Raw genomic sequence first — 15,474 nt, forward strand, 5'->3', positions numbered from 1 at the left:
CCCGCCAGGATCCGGTGGCCGGAGAGACGGACGGAGGACCAGCCGTGGCCGGTGACCTCGGCCGCCGCGCGGTCGGCGCCCGCGGACCCGCCGGGGCCGTTCACGGCGATGGCGCCGGAGAACGAGATATCGGGTACGGCGGCCTCCACCCCGGGCACGGCCGCCACGCGCTCGCGCAGGGCATCGTCCAGCCGGATCCGCTCGGGGAACATGTCCCGGCGGGTTCCGGGGTAGTGCTGGTCCCCCGTGAGGACGATGGGGGCGCCGGAGAGCCGCTCGGGGGGCGCCGCTGTGCGCAGCCCGGTCTCGAAGAGCCCGGCGCAGCCGATGACGATGGCGGAGCCCAGGAAGAGGGCGATGAACGAGGCGATGAAGCCGTTCTTGTGGTGGCGCAGGGTGCGCAGTGAGATCGCGGTCACCGGTGCGCTCCTCGCCCGGCGCGGCTCGTGGTGGACTCGTGGCCCCAGGCCCCCAGGTGCGTCATACGCTCGGCGACCTCGTCGGCGGTGGGGTGCTCCAGGGCGCTGACCAGCTTGCCGTCGGCGAGGAAGAGCACGCGGTCGGCGTGGGCGGCGGCGATCGGGTCATGCGTGACCATCACGATCGTCTGCCCGGACCACTCGACAGCCTCGCGCAGCAGTAACAGCACTTCGCGGGCGGTGTAGGTGTCCAGGGCGCCGGTCGGCTCGTCACCGAAGACCACGGCGGGCCGGGTGACCAGGGCGCGGGCGATGGCGACACGCTGCTGCTGACCTCCGGAGAGCTCCCCGGGGCGGTTCCCGCGGCGGTCGGCGAGGCCGACGCGTTCGATGACCTCGTTGACGAGTGCCTTGCCGGGGCGGCGTCCGGCCAGCTTCAGCGGCAGGGTGATGTTGTCCACCACGTTCAGGGCGGGCAGCAGATTGAACGCCTGGAAGATGAAGCCGACGCGTTCACGGCGCAGCTTGGTGAGCTCGCGTTCCTTGAGCGGGGTGAGGTCCACCCCGTCGAGCAGCACAGTGCCGGAGGTCGGCCGGTCCAGCCCGGCGGCGCAGTGCAGAAAGGTGCTCTTACCGGATCCGGAGGGGCCCATCACGGCGGTGAAGCTGCCCCGGCCGAAGCCGATGCTGACGCTGTCGAGGGCGGCCACCTGGTGCTTCTTCGAGCCGCCGTAGATCTTCCGTACGGAGTCCAGCCGGACCACGTCGTGATCTGGGGCCGGGTGTGTCCTGGTCATGAGTCCGTTCCTTGGTGGAGGGGAGGTACGGCGAGGGTGAGCGGGCCGGGTTCGGCGAGCACCCGTTTGGCGGAGGCCAGCGGATCCGAGGGGGGCCCAAGAAGCCGGTGGGCCAGGGCCAGTTGCAGCCGGGCGGCGCCCACGACGAGATGCGAGAAGGCCAGGGCCAGCACCACGCAGCAGAGGGACGCGCTGATCGCGGTGGGCCAGCTGTCGATCGAGACCCCGGGGCCCTGGCCGTCGGAACGGCCCAGAAGCCGCCCGTGCACGAGGGTGTCGTCGACGCGGGTGGAGGGGGCCAGCCAGAACCAGGCGGGCAGGAGCGCGCCTGCCAGCAGCAGCAGCCAGACGCCGAGGACGACCGCGTCGAACAGCAGCAGAAACGGGAAGAGCAGCACCAGATGGGCGCAGTCCCGGTAGAACGCGGGATCCGTGAAACGCGCCTTCACCGCTCCCGCGAGACCGGGTTCGGCGACCGGCTGGTACGCGTACGGGATGGGGGCGTCGATGAGCACGGCCCGGCCCCGTTCGACCTGGGCACAGCAGCGGACGAGCCAGGCGCAGCCGACGGTCAGCGCGAGGGTCACGGTGAGCTGGGCGAAGACGGCGGCGGCGACGAGCGCGGTGAGCGAGATCGCGAACAGGGGTCCGCTGAGCAGGAGATGGGCCAGCAGATAGGCGGTGGCGCGCCAGGGGGCGGCGGAGAGCGGAGTGCGCAGTGGTGAGTGATGGCGGGGGAGGTGACGGGCCTCCCGGGAACGTAACCGGGCCAGCAACTGCCGCATCTGGCCGGTCGTGGGGGTGTGCGCCCCAGCCGGTCCGGTCGGGCGCCGGGATCCGGTGAGGGTGTCCGGGTCGGCCGGGCGTGTGGTCTGCGGGGAGGCGGCTGCCGGGCGGTTCGGCTCCGTGGGCGGGTTCGTGGGCGGGTTCGCGGGCGGGTTCACCGACGGCTCCATCGGCCGCTCCACCCAAGGCTCCCTGGCGGGCCGTGGCGATGACTGGGTCGCCGGTCGTGGTGTCCGTCGTGGTGTGCAGCGCGGCCGACTGGGGGGCGTCGGTGGCAGGGGCTGTGTCATGTCGTTCACTCCACGCTCCGCAGCAGATCCTCGATGTCCCGCAGCCGGTCGTCGAGCCGGGTCAGCTCGGCGCGCAGCTTCAGCTGCTCGACGGTCGCCTCCTCGGCGAGCTTGCGGTACGAGGCCATGGCCACCGCGTCCGCCCGGTGCCGCTGGAGCCTGAAGTACGCGACCACACTCGCGGTGACGCCGCCGACGATGATCAGCACGATGGCGATGGTGATGGTGCCGCCCGTCATGGGGGATTCCTCTTCAGGTCGCAGGGCTTTCGGCGTCCGCCGCGAAGGCCGCCAGGATCGTGTCGACGGTCACGTGCAGATCGAAGTCGGCCAGCTCGAAGTACTTCAGTGCCATGCCGTCGTCGGACAGCTCCAGGCTGCCGACGACGATCCCCGCCTTCTCCAGCCGCTCCAGATGCAGATACAGCAGCGGCCGGGACATCGTCAGCCGTCGGGCCATCTCACTGACGTACATCCGTCCGCCGGACAGTTCGGCGACGACGCGGAGGCGCTGTGCGTGGCCCACCGCGGTGAGTACGGCCAGCAGCTCCTCACTCGTCACGGCTCGTCCTTCGGTCGAGGAAGGTATGTAAGTTGGAACTTACAGGTGAAGGTATAGGCCGTCAACGGTTAGTCAAATCCGTCAGTAGCCAGTGGATCGCATCGGGTTCGACCGGGAGCGCGCACGGGACCGGCGCTTCGCCGGGCCGGTCATGGCGGCCGTGGAGCGGTGGGCGAACGCGCCGTGAACACGGCCTCGCCGGACCGCTGATGCCGTAAATCAGACAGATGGCATCCTTTTGGCCACTCTGGAGCGATGTTCTCAACCCTGCCCACCTCTCCGCGATCTTTCCCAGCAGACGCCGGGGGGCCGATCAGGAGATGGGAACAACCATGGGAATCCAGAGGTGGAGAGGCGCGGCCGTCGCCACCGGGGTGGCCGGGATGCTGGTGGGGACCGTCGGTGTCCACACCGCCGTCGCCGGGCCCGAGACCGTACCGGTCGCCGATCTGCGCGCCGATGTGAACCGTGATGGCCGGGTCGATGTCGACGGGCGTACCGATACGGCGGGAGAGGGCACCTGGACCGCGCTGCGCGGCGCGGTCGTCCTGCCCAACGTGGATGACGACAGCGAGCGTTGCCCCACCACGACCCCCTCGGGCGGCGCGCTGGGCGACGGCGCCCTCGCCCGCTGCCACGACGCCGCCGACACCGTGGTCAACGGGGCGGCGGACGCCGCCGATCTGGCCCGGCTGAAGACCGTGCCGAACCCGGAGTACGCCCGTGGGACGACCGGCTCCGTGGAGGTCGTCCGGGACGGCGGCCGGGGCCCCGAGCGGGCCCGGCTCTTCCTCCAGAGGGATGGGCGCTGGCAGCATCTGACGCCCTCGTCCCGGCTCACCACCCAGGAGCTGCGGAACGGGGTGGAGATCGGGGCCGAGGCCACGGACGTCATCCGGGACGCCGCCGTCTGGGACGGGACCGTACGGGTACGGCTGACCGTGACCAAGGGCGGAAAGCAGACGACGGACGAGGTCGTCCTGAGGACCGCGCCGGTCCTCACCCACCACCACAACCAGCGGACCCAGCGGATGCTGGTCGCCAAGACCACCGTCGACTTCCCCGAGATGCCGTACTACCGGCCCGCGCAGAACGCCTTCGTCAAGAACCTCAAGCGCACCGTGAAACCGCTGGGGCAGCCGGTCACCACCGTGAAGACCACCTGGGACGGCTGGACCCAGGACTTCGTGGAGCCGGGCTATGTCAGCATGACCGGGCCGGGCGGCAAGACCCACGCCATGCGGGTGCTGATCCGCTCCGCGCAGCCGGACCGGGTCGACGGGCGCACGCTGTACACCCAGCTCCGCGGCAAGGACGTCGGTGTGGTGTCCCAGTTCGCCGGGCCGACTTTCCACAAGCCCGAGTGGTCGCTGAACTCCATGGGCAATCTGGAGACGATCCCGCCCTACAGCCACCGGGGCGAGCAGTACCCGGCCGGGCGGATCATCATGGGCCACTGGCCCGGGGAGAAGCTGAAGCCAGCCCCCTCGATGACCACCTTCCTGGCCTCGCAGGGGGCGCAGAAGCCGCTGCTGCTCGACACCGGCTGGCTGACCGTGGGCCATGTCGATGAGTTCGTCCAGTTCCTGCCCGCGAAGACGCCCCGGGGCTGGCGGATCGGGCTGGCCGATCCGCGGGCCGGCCTGGAGCTGCTGCGCACCGCCCAGGCCGGGGGCCACGGCGGGACGAAGGTCTTCTCGGCCCCGTCCGACCCGCGCCACCCGGTACCGGACGACACCATCGCCCAGAAGCTCGCCGACAAGAAGTTCGTCGCCGACAACGAGATGGCCGCCGAGCGCATCGAGGCCAATCTGCGGATCCTCAAGAAGGCGACCGGTGTCACCGACGCCGAGGTGGTGCGGGTGCCCACCCTCTTCACCCGCCATGACCTGGGGCGCCCGGGCGCTCAGGGCGGGCCGGTCACGCTGCGTCAGCTCAGTTCCGAGCTGGCCGGGGTGCCGGGTCTGACCGGGGCGGGCGCCACGGCACGGGCCCGGACGGCCGCCGGGGTGACCACCGGCGCCTATATCCCCGGCGCCGTCAACGGTGTGGTTCTCGATGACAAGCAGTACCTGTCGGCCAAACAGTGGGGTCCGGTCATCGGCGGCAAGGACATCTTCGGCACCGCGGTGAGCGCCGCGTACGCCAAGGCGGGCTTCCGGACCACGTACATCGACGACTGGTACAGCCACCACGTCGCGGGTGGTGAGGTCCACTGCGGCACCAACACCCTCCGCGACACCTCGGCGAAGTGGTGGCGAAAGCCCTGATCACCGAGGCGAGCGCGGTGAGCGCGCGTACATGACCCATGAGGGCCGGGCCGGAGGAGACTCCGTCCCGGCCCTTACCCGTCTCTCCCGGTGCCCGGAATGCCTCCTGGCGCCGATCCCGCATCTTCTGATGGTCCAACCGGGTGGTGTTCATCGGAAGAACTGGCTAGCGGCTGCGTCGGTCCTTCGCAAGTCGAGATCCATACACATCATGAGAAAGGTATGTAGATCGCCCAACCCGAAAGTGAGGGGTCATGGCTGCCATCCAGGTCTCCCAGGCGCGACGCCTGTGGGCCGTGCTCGTCAGCGGTCTTGTCTCGGTTCTCGTCCCCCTTCTCTCCCTGCTGGGGCTGGCCCGCGCCGCCTCGGCCCTCCGGCGGGCCACCACGTCAGCCGCACTGGTTCCGGTTGAGGTTCCGGTTCTGGTCGCTTCCGCGGCTGGTGCCCCGGCTGATGCCGCCACGGCGCCCCCGACTCCCGAACGGAGGGCGGACGAACGCACCGGCGCCCCGGCGGAGCCGGCGGAGCGCTCCAGCCTGCCCCGCCAGGGAGAACGGAGGGTGACCGTACGGGCGGTGGTGCCCGCCCAGGGGCCGCGCTGGAGCCATGTACCGCGCGTACGGTCCCTGCCGCCCACCATCAAGCAGCGCATCGGCGCGGAGGCCCACGGCACCTCACCGGCCGTACGCAAGCTGCCCGCGCTCGACCTCGGCACCTTCACCGTGCCGACGGACGACGGCGCCGACTCCGGCGAGCACGCCCAGGACTCCGCCGACGCGGACCCCCACCCCGGCGGCGCCCATCACCCGGGCCGCACACCACGCAGACGCCTCGTGGGACGCGGCGCCCGCACGGCGCGGGGGCGCGGTCCGTCCCGGGGATCGGCCCGTGGCCCGGCCCGGACGACGGCACGCTCCGGCGTCCGGTCGGCGGGCGTCCGGGCGGCGGGGCGCTCCGCGGCTCCCTCCGTGCGGACCGGAACGAGCGCCCACTGTGGCGCGTCCGTCACGCGACCCGGTACCGCGCGTTCCCTGACCGGCACCGGCACCGGCACCGGCACCGGCATGGGCGCCCGGGGCACGGCCCGGTCCTCACGCCCTCCACACGGTTCCGCTTCCCGTTCCGTTTCCCGTGCCGCCTCCCGTTCGTCTGCTGCTTCCTCCGCTGGCTACAGACCGGGTGACGCCGCGCGGTACGGACCACGGCACACCACGGGCCCACGACGCGTCGTCCTGCCGAGGCGCGCGGCCGTCCCGAGGTGTGTCGTCGCCCAGGGGCAGCGAGTCACGGCCATCGCGCCCGTCCATCCGGCGCCACATGCGCTCGGCAGGTCCGGAGAGCCGGGAACCACGCCCGCGCGGATGGCGGAAGCGATCCGTCCGGCCGCCAGGGAGGCGCTGCCGGCCCACCACCCCGTGATGCCGTCGTGTCCCGTACCCGCGCGAGCGGCATGAGGCGCCGGGAGCACCCTGGCCCTCCCGGCGCACTCGGACGGGATCAGCGCCCTTCGTCCCGCTTCCCGGAGTCCGGACCGGAATCCGCCTGGTCCGCTTGATCCGCTTGGTGCTGCTTCGCCCGAACCTCCGGGTCCAGCGCCTCCGGGCTGCCGTCGACCGAGGAGATCGGCTGGGGCTCGGTGATCTCCGTAGCGGCGGGCGGCTCGACCAGCCAGTCGGGGTTGGCCTGCTTGTCCCACCACTTCCAGACCGCGAAGGCCCCTACGGCCACGACCCCCGCGACCAGGAGACCCTTCCCGAAACGTGCGGCCGACGAGCGCCGCTCGTGCTTGCGTACCAGCTTCCTGATCTCGTCCGGCGTCACCTGACCGCGTAGCGCGGCCAGCGCGGCGACGGAGCGAGCCATGGCCTCATCCTTCACGGGTTGCGCCACGGCCACCGCGTGCTCGACGCGCGGCTTGGTGTACTCCGCAGCCTGACGTGCGGCTTTACGGGCCTGTACCGCGGCCCGGTGTGCGGCGTCGTCCACCTGGGGCGGCACATGCGGCGCGATATGCGCGCCGTACTGGACGCGCGCCTGAGCGCGGGCCCGCTCGGCCGCCTTGGACACCACCGGCGCCAGCCGCACCCGCGCCTCCTGTGCGTAGTGGGTGGCCTGGTCCCGGGCCGTACCGGCGTATGGCGCCACCACTTCCGCGGCGTGCAGCACGCTCTCCTTCGCCGAATCGGTCGCGGCGCGCACGCTCTCCATGCGGGTCACGGGGATCCTCCTCCTCGGTGGCGTTCTCGTACTGGGGCACGCCCCAGGTCGGTACATTTCGCCTGTCCGTCTGCTGGCAAATCATGCCTGCTGGCTCTGGCCTCGGCATGCGGGGCGGGCATCCGGGTCATCCCGTGCTCCTCCCCGCCGTCTGACGCCCTCGGCTGCCGCGTGCCCGTTCCGCGACGAGCGATGCCTCGGCGGCGCCTTCGACGACAGCGTTCCGTGGTGAAGGACGCGTCCGCGCGCCCCTGACCTGACCGCCGGCGGACACGTCCGTGCCTGAGCGCACCGTCCGCCGTCCCCTGCCCGCCGCCTGGTCACCCACCCCCGCCATACGCGTCTCCCCTGTGCCTCTCCGTGGAGGCCTTTCCTCGTGCGCGCCGCTTCCATGCGAGGATCGGGGGCGTTCAGAGGAAGTCCAGAGAAGTCTCACGGAAGGCAGGATCGTGGCCGAGCAGCTTTACGCCACCCTGAAGACCAACCACGGCGACATCGAGATCCAGTTGCTGCCGAACCACGCACCCCAGACGGTCAAGAACTTCGTCGAGCTGGCCCAGGGCGAGCGCGAGTGGGTCAACCCGTCGACCGGGCAGCGCAGCACGGACCGTCTGTACGACGGCACGGTCTTCCACCGCGTGATCAGCGGCTTCATGATCCAGGGCGGTGACCCGCTGGGCAACGGCACCGGCGGTCCGGGCTACAAGTTCAAGGACGAGTTCCACCCGGAGCTCTCCTTCAACAAGCCCTACCTGCTCGCCATGGCCAACGCGGGCCCGGGCACCAACGGCTCGCAGTTCTTCATCACGGTCTCCCCGACCACCTGGCTGACCGGCAAGCACACCATCTTCGGCGAGGTCACCAACGACGCCAGCAAGAAGGTCGTGGACGCCATCGCCACCCTCCAGACCAACCCGCGCACCGACCGTCCGGTGAACGACGTGGTCATCGAGTCCGTCGTCGTGGAGACCCGCGAGGGCTGATCTCACCCGTGCGGGGGTATGGACCGCCGCAGGGGAACAAATGCGCCCCGTTCATCCGTAGGGATGGACGGGGCGGTTGTTGTATCGGAAGGCCGGAAGGATCGAGGAACCCATGAACGAGGCCGGGCAGGCGCCAGGCAGCCCGCAGGAGCCGAGAGGGCCGCAGGACGCGCGGAGCCTGCCCAGCTGCTACCGGCACGCCGGACGGGAGACCGGTATCCGGTGCACCCGCTGTGAGCGCCCGATCTGCACCGAGTGCATGATCAACGCCTCGGTCGGGTTCCAGTGCCCGGAGTGTGTGCGCACCGGCTCCGGCACCGGTCACGCGCCGGACGCCAACCGTCCGCGCACCATCGCCGGAGGGTCCCTCCGCGGCGATGAGTCGCTGGTCACCAAGGTCCTCATCGGGCTCAACGCGGCGGTGTTCGTGCTGGTGCTCGTCCTCGGCGAGCGCTTCGTCGCGGCGACCGAGCTGATCGGGTACGCCTACAACCCCCGCCTCGGCGAAGTCGTCGGCGTCGCCGACGGCGAGTGGTACCGGCTGATGACGGCGGTCTTCCTGCACCAGGAAGTGCCGCACATCCTCTTCAATCTGCTCTCGCTCTGGTTCCTCGGCCGGATGGTGGAGCCGGTGCTGGGCCGGAGCCGCTTCCTCGCGGTCTATCTGCTCTCCGGGCTCGGCGGCAGCACCCTCGCCTATCTGCTGGCCGCGCCGAACCAGCCCTCGCTCGGCGCCTCCGGCGCGATCTTCGGTCTGATGGGCGCGCTGGTGGTGCTGGCCCGCCGGATGAACCTCGATATGCGGCCCGTCGCGGTGATCCTCGCGGTGAGCCTGCTGCTCACCTTCACCCGCCCGGACATCTCCTGGGAGGGGCACATCGGCGGTCTGGTCATCGGCGCGCTGGTCACGGCGGGTCTGGTCTACGCGCCGCGCGAGCGCCGGGTGCTGATACAGGCCGCGACCTGTGGTGCCGCCCTGGTCCTGTTGCTCGTCGCGGATCTCATCCGTACCGCCGCCCTCACCTGAGATCCCGCCCCGGGTGCGGCGAGGTGGGGAGCGGTACGAGCGGTACGAGCGGGTACGGAGGCTGACCAGCTCCGGGCCACCGGAGGGGTGGATATCCGAATGGTTGTCCACAGCGGGTGGTGGATCCTGTGCGAACTGTGGGGAGGCTGTGTGACTCCCGCCGTCAGAGCCGCGCTTCCCAGCCCTGACAAGGGACGTCCCCTGTCACCGGGATGGCCGAGGCGGTCATACCGGCGTCAACATCCGGAGGGTTATCCACAGATCGTCTGACCTTTTCCCCACTGTGGACAAGGTTGTGGATAACTCGCCGCGGACTTCGGCTGCGGACTTCGGCTGCGGCGTCCGACCGCTTACTCCGGCCGCGGGCTTAGGCCGCGGACTTAGGCCGCCGGTTCAGCGGAAGGGCTTCGATCGCGGAGGTCCGGAACGACTGGCGGTGCCGGGCAGGCCACGACGGCGCCGGGCGGGTGACGAGGGCGGGCCCGGGGCGCGAGGAGTCGTCCTCAGCGCCCCGCGGCCCCGGTCCTCGCCGGTGTCGCGCGATGGTGGCCGCGCGCTACTTCCACTGCGTGGAGACGCCGAATCCCGCCGCGATGAAGCCGAAGCCCACGACGATGTTCCAGTTGCTGATGGCCTCGATCGGCAGGCTGCCCTCGGTGACATAGAAGAGGACGATCCAGGCGAGCCCGATCAGAAACAGACCGAGCATCACCGGCGCCACCCAACTGCGGTTGGTCAGCTTGATGGCGGTCGTCTTCGTCGCGGGAGGCGGAGTGAAATCGGCCTTCTTGCGGATACGTGACTTCGGCACGAGGGACTCTCCTGTCGATGCGCTGCGTGACCGCGCAGATGACTGTGGGTGACGCCTGGGGTCGGGAGCGACGGGGACCACTGCCTCCCCCGAGCGTCCGTTAGCGTAGTGGTTCCGCGGCGCCGTAGGAGATAAGGGTACGTTGAGTAATTCAGCAGACTCCAGGCCAGGGCCGGTACGGCCGCCCCAGAACCCCTCCGGACCTCCGGGCCATGGACCCGGTGTGGGTGCGTCGGGGGCCGCACACCCCCCGGGAGCGCCATCGCCTGGCAGCCCGGCAGACCCGGCAGGCCCGTATGGGACCCCGTCCCCGTCCGCCCCGCCCTCAGGCGGCCGTTCCCTACCCGCCGCCCCGCCCGCCTCCAGTCCTCCGCCGGCGCCCGCTCACCAGGTACCCGTGCCCGTACCTCCGCCCATCCCCGCTCCGCAGAAGCCCGCGCCCGAGGCGGCGCCCGAGATACCCGCGCCCGAGGCGGCGGCGCCGCGCCCCACCCCGCTCGCCCGGCTGCGCGCCGTCCGTCCCCGCACCGGACGGCTGCTCACCGCCGGGATCTTCGCCCTCGCCGGGCTGATCTTCGTGACCAGCTTCAACACCGCCCGGGGCACCAACCTCCGTACCGATGACTCCCTGCTGAAGCTCTCCGATCTGATCCAGGAGCGCAGTACCAAGAACGGAGGTCTGGACGAGGACACGGCCGCCCTGCGTGACGAGGTGCACGCCCTCGCCGACCGGGACGACGGCTCCACCCGGGCCGAGGACCAGCGGCTGGCCGAGCTGGAGCGGGCGGCCGGGACCAAGAAGGTCAGCGGCCGGGGTCTGACCGTCACCCTGGACGACGCCCCGCCCGACGCCACCGCCGCCCCGGGCTACCCCGAGCCCCAGGCCAATGACCTCGTGATCCATCAGCAGGACCTCCAGGCCGTGGTCAACGCCCTGTGGCAGGGCGGCGCCCGGGGCATCCAGGTGATGGACCAGCGGCTGATCTCCACCAGCGCGGTCCGCTGTGTGGGCAACACCCTGATCCTCCAGGGCCGGGTCTACTCGCCCCCGTACAAGATCACGGCCGTGGGCGACCAGGGGCGGCTGGAGAAGGCCCTCGCCGCCGCGCCCGCGCTCCGCAACTACCAGCTCTATGTGAAGGCGTACGGCCTCGGCTGGAAAGTCGACGAGCGCGAGGCGGTGACTCTTCCCGGCTACTCGGGCACAGTGGATCTCCAGCACGCGAAGCCGGTGGAGTGACACGGGACCCCGGGGGGTCGATTCGTGCGAGATCGGCACACGAGGCGGAAGGCGCGGCGGCACCCGAGGCGTCCGGCTGGACGTGGCCCCCGCCGGAATCCGGGGCGCGGCGCGCTCTGGGTGACCGTCAGGACCTTCAGTGAGCTCTGTCTCACCACCGGCACGGTGATCGTCCTCTTCGTCGTCTACGTCCTGTATTGGACCGGCGTACGGGCCCGGGACGCCACCGACGGCGAGATCGACCGACTCCAGGACCGCTGGGCACGCGCCCCGCTCCCCTCCACCGCTCCCCGCACCCCGGAACCGGCGCCGCCACCGTCCGGCCGCCCCGCCGCCGATGCCCCCGCCGCGCGTGGGGGGCGCGGGGACGGCGACCCCTTCGCCGTGATGTACGTGCCCCGGTTCGGACGGAACTGGGACTGGCCGGTCCTGCAGGGCACCCGGACCGCCACCCTTCAGCGGGGCCTCGGCCACTACGCGGGCACCGCCCCCCTCGGCGCCGTCGGCAATTTCGCGGTCGCCGGACACCGGCGCACCTATGGCGACCCGTTCAAGGATGTCCCCCGGCTGCGGCCCGGTGACGCCGTGGTGCTGACCGATGGCACCACCTGGTTCACCTACCGAGTCGACAGAAGGCCCTATAAAACGGTCCCCAGCGATATCGGTGTGATCGATTCCGTACCGAAGAAGTCAGGCTTCGATCGACCCGGTCGTTATCTCACCCTGACCACCTGTGAGCCCGAGTGGGGCAGCAGCCACCGGCTGATCGTGTGGGCGCGGCTGAGCGCCACCCAGCCCGTGACGGAGGGGGAGCCACGAGCTCTGCGAGGCTGACCCGCCGACCCCCGCCGCCCCTTAGTCTGGAGCGGTACCGAACGGAAAGGGAGGGCGATGTACGGCTGGATCTGGCGGCATCTGCCGGGGAACACCTGGGTACGGGCGGCGATCTCGCTCGTCCTGGTCCTCGCGGTCGTCTACGCGCTGTTCCAGTACGTCTTCCCCTGGGCGGAACCACTGCTCCCGTTCAATGACGTGACGGTCGACGGGGCCGCCACCATGGGAGAGGGGTCCGCACGGTGAGCGCGCGCGTACTGGTCGTCGACAACTACGACAGCTTCGTCTTCAACCTGGTCCAGTACCTGTACCAGCTCGGGGCCGAGTGCGAGGTCGTACGGAACGACGAGGTGGAGCTGGCCCACGCGGAGGACGGCTTCGACGGAGTGCTGCTCTCGCCCGGCCCCGGCACCCCCGAGCAGGCCGGGATCTGTGTGGAGATGGTGCGCCACTGCGCCGCCGTCGGGATCCCCGTCTTCGGCGTCTGCCTCGGGATGCAGTCCATGGCCGTCGCCTACGGAGGAGTGGTGGACCGCGCCCCCGAGCTGCTGCACGGCAAGACCTCACCCGTCACCCATGAGGGCAAGGGCGTCTTCGCCGGACTGCCCTCGCCCTTCACCGCCACCCGCTACCACTCGCTGGCCGCCGAGCCCGCCGAGCTGCCCGATGTGCTGGAGGTCACCGCGCGCACGGCGGACGGGATCATCATGGGGGTGCGCCACCGCGAACTCCCGGTGGAGGGGGTCCAGTTCCACCCCGAGTCCGTGCTGACCGAGCACGGGCACCGGATGCTCGCCAACTGGCTGGCCCAGTGCGGTGACCCCGGGGCCATCGAGCGCTCGGAGGGGCTCGCTCCGGTGGTGGGCAAGGCCCTGGCGTGACCACGGGGCCGCACGGGGAGAACCGTCGGGAGCACGGCCAGGGGCAGAGGCGCGGACAGGGCCAGGGACACGGTCCCGGCCGCGGTTCCGGCCATGGACCCGCCCACGGCCACCGGCTGCCAGGTCCCGGAGAAGGCCAGGGCCAGCCCGAGGGACCCGGTCCCGCACAGGGCCCCGGACCGGCCTCCGGCCCAGGCCCCGGGCCGGAGTACCACCAGGGCCACGGCCCGTTCCCCGGTCGCCCCGCCCCCGGCCCGGACGCCGCGTCGCCGCTCCCCGGCAGCCCGTGGTTCGCCCCCCGCCAGCCCGGCCCCGAGCCGCCGGCGGAGATGGCGCCGCCGAGCTCCGGGCACCGGCGCTCGGCCGGGCCGCGGCCGCCCGAGCCCGAGACCCAGCTCCTGCCCCCCGTGGCCCCGCTCGCGCCCCCGGGCCCGCTGCCCCCGGAGGCCCCCCTCGGCGCCCCGGGCGTCCCAGCGGCCCCCGGCGCCCCCGGTGTTCCCGCTGCCGGGCCCCTGCCCGGCCCTGGCCGGGCCGAGCGCCGCAGAGCCGCCAAGGGGCGGGGACGTGGCCGTCCGCGCCCCCCACACCCCCGTCAGGGCCCTGGAGCGCCCTCCTCCGCGCCCTCGGGGCCCCCGCGCGCCCCAGGCGCCCCAGCGGCGCCCGGAGCCCCGGAGAGACCCCTTACCCGGGTCGAGGCGCGGCGCGCCGCCAAGGCGGCCAAGGACTCGCCCGCCGTCGTCGCCAGCCGGGCGCTGGGCGAGCTGTTCATCACCCTCGGCGTGGTGATGCTGCTCTTCGTCACGTACCAGCTCTGGTGGACCAACATCCGCGCGGGCCAGGAGGTCGACCAGGAGCGCGGCAAGATCGAGGCGGCCTGGGCGGACGGGCGCCGCCCGGACCCCTTCACCCCCGGCCAGGGCTTCGCGCTGCTCCATATCCCCAAGCTGGACGTGGTGGTGCCGGTCGCCTCGGGCATCGACAAGGAACGGGTGCTGGACCGGGGGATGGCCGGGCACTACGCGGAGGGTCGGCTGAAGACCGCGCTGCCCTCCGACCGCAGGGGGAACTTCGCCGTCGCCGGACACCGCAACACCCACGGCGAACCGTTCCGCTATATCAACCGCCTCCAGCCGGGCGACCCGATCGTGGTGGAGACCCAGGAGGCGTACTACACCTACGAGATGGCGAGCATCCTGCCCCAGACCGAACCGTCGAACATCGCGGTCATCTCCCCGGTCCCGCCGGGATCCGGATTCGCCACTCCGGGGCGGTACATCACTCTCACCACCTGTACACCGGAATTCACGAGTACGTACCGAATGATCGTCTGGGGCAAGATGGTCGAGGAACGGCCGCGGACGAAGGGCAAGCCCGACGCCCTCGTCGGCTGAGGGCGACGAGAGCGCTTCCGATGGATCAGGCAGCAGGATCCATCAGAAACGCCCCAGGACACGGCGCCCCGGCCGGGGGCGTCAGGCAAGGGGAGCGGAACAGTGGCACGTAGGCGGGGCGGGCTCGCCGTCGTCATCAGTGTCTTCGGCGAGTTGCTGATCACCGCGGGTGTGGTGCTGGGGCTCTTCGTCGTCTACTCGCTGTGGTGGACCAACGTCGTCGCGGACCGCGAGTCCGCCCGGCAGAGTGAACGGGTACGTGACAACTGGCTCCAGCGCGAGACGGGACCCGGCGCGCTCGACACCAAGGACGGCATCGGCTTCCTCCATGTCCCCGCGATGAGTGACCGCGAGGTCCTGGTGAAGAAGGGCACCGATCCCAAGGAGCTGAACGACGGGATCGCGGGCTACTACACCAAGCCGGTCCCCTCCGCGCTGCCCTGGGACACCAAGGGGAACTTCTCCCTCGCGGCCCACCGGGACGGCCATGGGGCCAAGTTCCACAACATCCACAAAATAGAGGACGGCGACCCGATCGTCTTCGAGACGCGGGACACCTGGTACGTCTACAAGGTCTACAAGCGTCTCCCGGAGACCTCCAAGTACAACGTCGAGGTCCTGGACCCGGTCCCGCGCGAGTCCGGCAAGAAGGCCCCGGGCCGCTACATCACGCTGACCACCTGTACCCCCATCCTCACCTCGGACTACCGCTACATCGTCTGGGGCGAGCTGGTGCGCGAGCAGAAGGTGGACGACAAGCGGACCCGGCCCCGGGAACTGCTCTGACGCCCCGGGCGGCGGCGCCGCGCGTCACCTGCCGCTGACCCCGCCTCCGTACGGGCCCGTACGGCCGTGGAGCCGGTGCACGGCAGGAGTCGGTACGCGGCCCGTGGAGCCGATACAGGGCAGGAGCCGGTACGCGGCCCGGAAGAGAGACGGGAAGGCCCCGGACCACAGGGTCCGGGGC

16 protein-coding genes and 1 pseudogene are annotated in these 15,474 nt (G+C 71.4%); 10 read left to right on the forward strand and 7 right to left on the reverse strand.

All coding sequences use genetic code 11. The annotated features are described in order from the left end of the window. The 5 genes and pseudogenes from ACFVIM_RS23905 to ACFVIM_RS23925 all read right to left on the reverse strand — a co-directional run. Window positions 1–419: pseudogene (locus ACFVIM_RS23905) on the reverse strand (ABC transporter permease); the annotation flags it as partial. Next, a complete protein-coding gene (locus tag ACFVIM_RS23910) occupies window positions 416–1,216 on the reverse strand; it encodes an ABC transporter ATP-binding protein (RefSeq protein WP_384304767.1) in 801 nt (266 codons plus the stop codon). The pseudogene ACFVIM_RS23905 and the gene ACFVIM_RS23910, both read right to left, overlap by 4 nt. Beyond that, window positions 1,213–2,184 carry a sensor domain-containing protein gene (locus ACFVIM_RS23915; protein ID WP_384304770.1) on the reverse strand — a complete coding sequence of 324 codons (972 nt, stop codon included), beginning with the start codon at window positions 2,182–2,184 and terminating at the stop codon, window positions 1,213–1,215. The genes ACFVIM_RS23910 and ACFVIM_RS23915 overlap by 4 nt, the downstream gene beginning before the upstream one ends. Before the next feature lie 113 nt (window positions 2,185–2,297). Then, a complete protein-coding gene (locus ACFVIM_RS23920; protein WP_384304773.1) occupies window positions 2,298–2,531 on the reverse strand; it encodes a hypothetical protein in 234 nt (77 codons plus the stop codon). A 13-nt stretch (window positions 2,532–2,544) separates the two neighbouring features. After that, window positions 2,545–2,853 (reverse strand): ArsR/SmtB family transcription factor, encoded by a 309-nt coding sequence (locus ACFVIM_RS23925; RefSeq protein WP_384304775.1) that lies wholly within the window; start codon window positions 2,851–2,853, stop codon window positions 2,545–2,547. A 332-nt stretch (window positions 2,854–3,185) separates the two neighbouring features. Between ACFVIM_RS23925 and ACFVIM_RS23930 the strand changes: the two genes are divergently transcribed. Continuing rightward, the gene (locus ACFVIM_RS23930; protein ID WP_384304777.1) at window positions 3,186–5,123 is read left to right on the forward strand and encodes a protein-arginine deiminase domain-containing protein; all 1,938 of its coding nucleotides are present in this window, start codon (window positions 3,186–3,188) and stop codon (window positions 5,121–5,123) included. 254 nt (window positions 5,124–5,377) lie between these two features. Beyond that, on the forward strand, window positions 5,378–6,577 hold the full coding sequence (locus ACFVIM_RS23935) for a DUF6344 domain-containing protein (RefSeq protein WP_384304780.1): 1,200 nt from the start codon (window positions 5,378–5,380) through the stop codon (window positions 6,575–6,577). 43 nt (window positions 6,578–6,620) lie between these two features. On the opposite strand, the gene ACFVIM_RS23940 is transcribed toward ACFVIM_RS23935, so the two are convergent. Next, a complete protein-coding gene (locus tag ACFVIM_RS23940) occupies window positions 6,621–7,340 on the reverse strand; it encodes a DUF5324 family protein (RefSeq protein ID WP_384304782.1) in 720 nt (239 codons plus the stop codon). A gap of 449 nt (window positions 7,341–7,789) precedes the next feature. Between ACFVIM_RS23940 and ACFVIM_RS23945 the strand changes: the two genes are divergently transcribed. After that, window positions 7,790–8,323, forward strand: coding sequence for a peptidylprolyl isomerase (locus ACFVIM_RS23945; RefSeq protein ID WP_384304785.1), 534 nt, complete (start codon window positions 7,790–7,792; stop codon window positions 8,321–8,323). 112 nt (window positions 8,324–8,435) lie between these two features. Next, window positions 8,436–9,350: a rhomboid family intramembrane serine protease gene (locus ACFVIM_RS23950; protein ID WP_384304788.1), complete on the forward strand. Its 915-nt coding sequence runs from the start codon at window positions 8,436–8,438 to the stop codon at window positions 9,348–9,350. Window positions 9,351–9,906: 556 nt separating this feature from the next. On the opposite strand, the gene crgA is transcribed toward ACFVIM_RS23950, so the two are convergent. Further along, entirely contained in the window at window positions 9,907–10,161 is a 255-nt protein-coding gene (gene crgA, locus ACFVIM_RS23955; RefSeq protein ID WP_384304791.1) for a cell division protein CrgA, read from the reverse strand. A gap of 505 nt (window positions 10,162–10,666) precedes the next feature. Between crgA and ACFVIM_RS23960 the strand changes: the two genes are divergently transcribed. The 6 genes from ACFVIM_RS23960 (at window position 10,667) to ACFVIM_RS23985 (ending at window position 15,293) form a co-directional block, all read left to right on the forward strand. Beyond that, a complete protein-coding gene (locus ACFVIM_RS23960) occupies window positions 10,667–11,401 on the forward strand; it encodes a DUF881 domain-containing protein (protein WP_384304806.1) in 735 nt (244 codons plus the stop codon). Between the two features lie 120 nt (window positions 11,402–11,521). Further along, window positions 11,522–12,235, forward strand: coding sequence for a class E sortase (locus ACFVIM_RS23965; RefSeq protein ID WP_384304794.1), 714 nt, complete (start codon window positions 11,522–11,524; stop codon window positions 12,233–12,235). A 57-nt stretch (window positions 12,236–12,292) separates the two neighbouring features. Continuing rightward, window positions 12,293–12,481 carry a hypothetical protein gene (locus ACFVIM_RS23970; RefSeq protein ID WP_384304796.1) on the forward strand — a complete coding sequence of 63 codons (189 nt, stop codon included), beginning with the start codon at window positions 12,293–12,295 and terminating at the stop codon, window positions 12,479–12,481. Next, window positions 12,478–13,116, forward strand: a complete 639-nt coding sequence (locus tag ACFVIM_RS23975; RefSeq protein WP_384304799.1) for an aminodeoxychorismate/anthranilate synthase component II — start codon at window positions 12,478–12,480, stop codon at window positions 13,114–13,116. Before ACFVIM_RS23970 ends, ACFVIM_RS23975 begins: the two co-directional genes overlap by 4 nt. Continuing rightward, window positions 13,113–14,507 (forward strand): class E sortase, encoded by a 1,395-nt coding sequence (locus ACFVIM_RS23980; protein ID WP_384304801.1) that lies wholly within the window; start codon window positions 13,113–13,115, stop codon window positions 14,505–14,507. Before ACFVIM_RS23975 ends, ACFVIM_RS23980 begins: the two co-directional genes overlap by 4 nt. Window positions 14,508–14,609: 102 nt before the next feature. Continuing rightward, the gene (locus tag ACFVIM_RS23985) at window positions 14,610–15,293 is read left to right on the forward strand and encodes a class E sortase (protein ID WP_384304803.1); all 684 of its coding nucleotides are present in this window, start codon (window positions 14,610–14,612) and stop codon (window positions 15,291–15,293) included. Window positions 15,294–15,474: the final 181 nt, after the last annotated feature.

This window comes from Streptomyces sp. NPDC057638, assembly GCF_042800315.1.
GTDB lineage: Bacteria > Actinomycetota > Actinomycetes > Streptomycetales > Streptomycetaceae > Streptomyces.

Coding starts and splice junctions, on each gene's coding strand:
- ACFVIM_RS23970 (WP_384304796.1), top strand. CDS start 12,293: ATGTACGGCTGGATCTGGCGGCATCTGCCGGGGAACACCTGGGTACGG.
- ACFVIM_RS23935 (WP_384304780.1), top strand. CDS start 5,378: ATGGCTGCCATCCAGGTCTCCCAGGCGCGACGCCTGTGGGCCGTGCTC.
- ACFVIM_RS23920 (WP_384304773.1), bottom strand. CDS start 2,531: ATGACGGGCGGCACCATCACCATCGCCATCGTGCTGATCATCGTCGGC.
- ACFVIM_RS23950 (WP_384304788.1), top strand. CDS start 8,436: ATGAACGAGGCCGGGCAGGCGCCAGGCAGCCCGCAGGAGCCGAGAGGG.
- ACFVIM_RS23910 (WP_384304767.1), bottom strand. CDS start 1,216: ATGACCAGGACACACCCGGCCCCAGATCACGACGTGGTCCGGCTGGAC.
- ACFVIM_RS23930 (WP_384304777.1), top strand. CDS start 3,186: ATGGGAATCCAGAGGTGGAGAGGCGCGGCCGTCGCCACCGGGGTGGCC.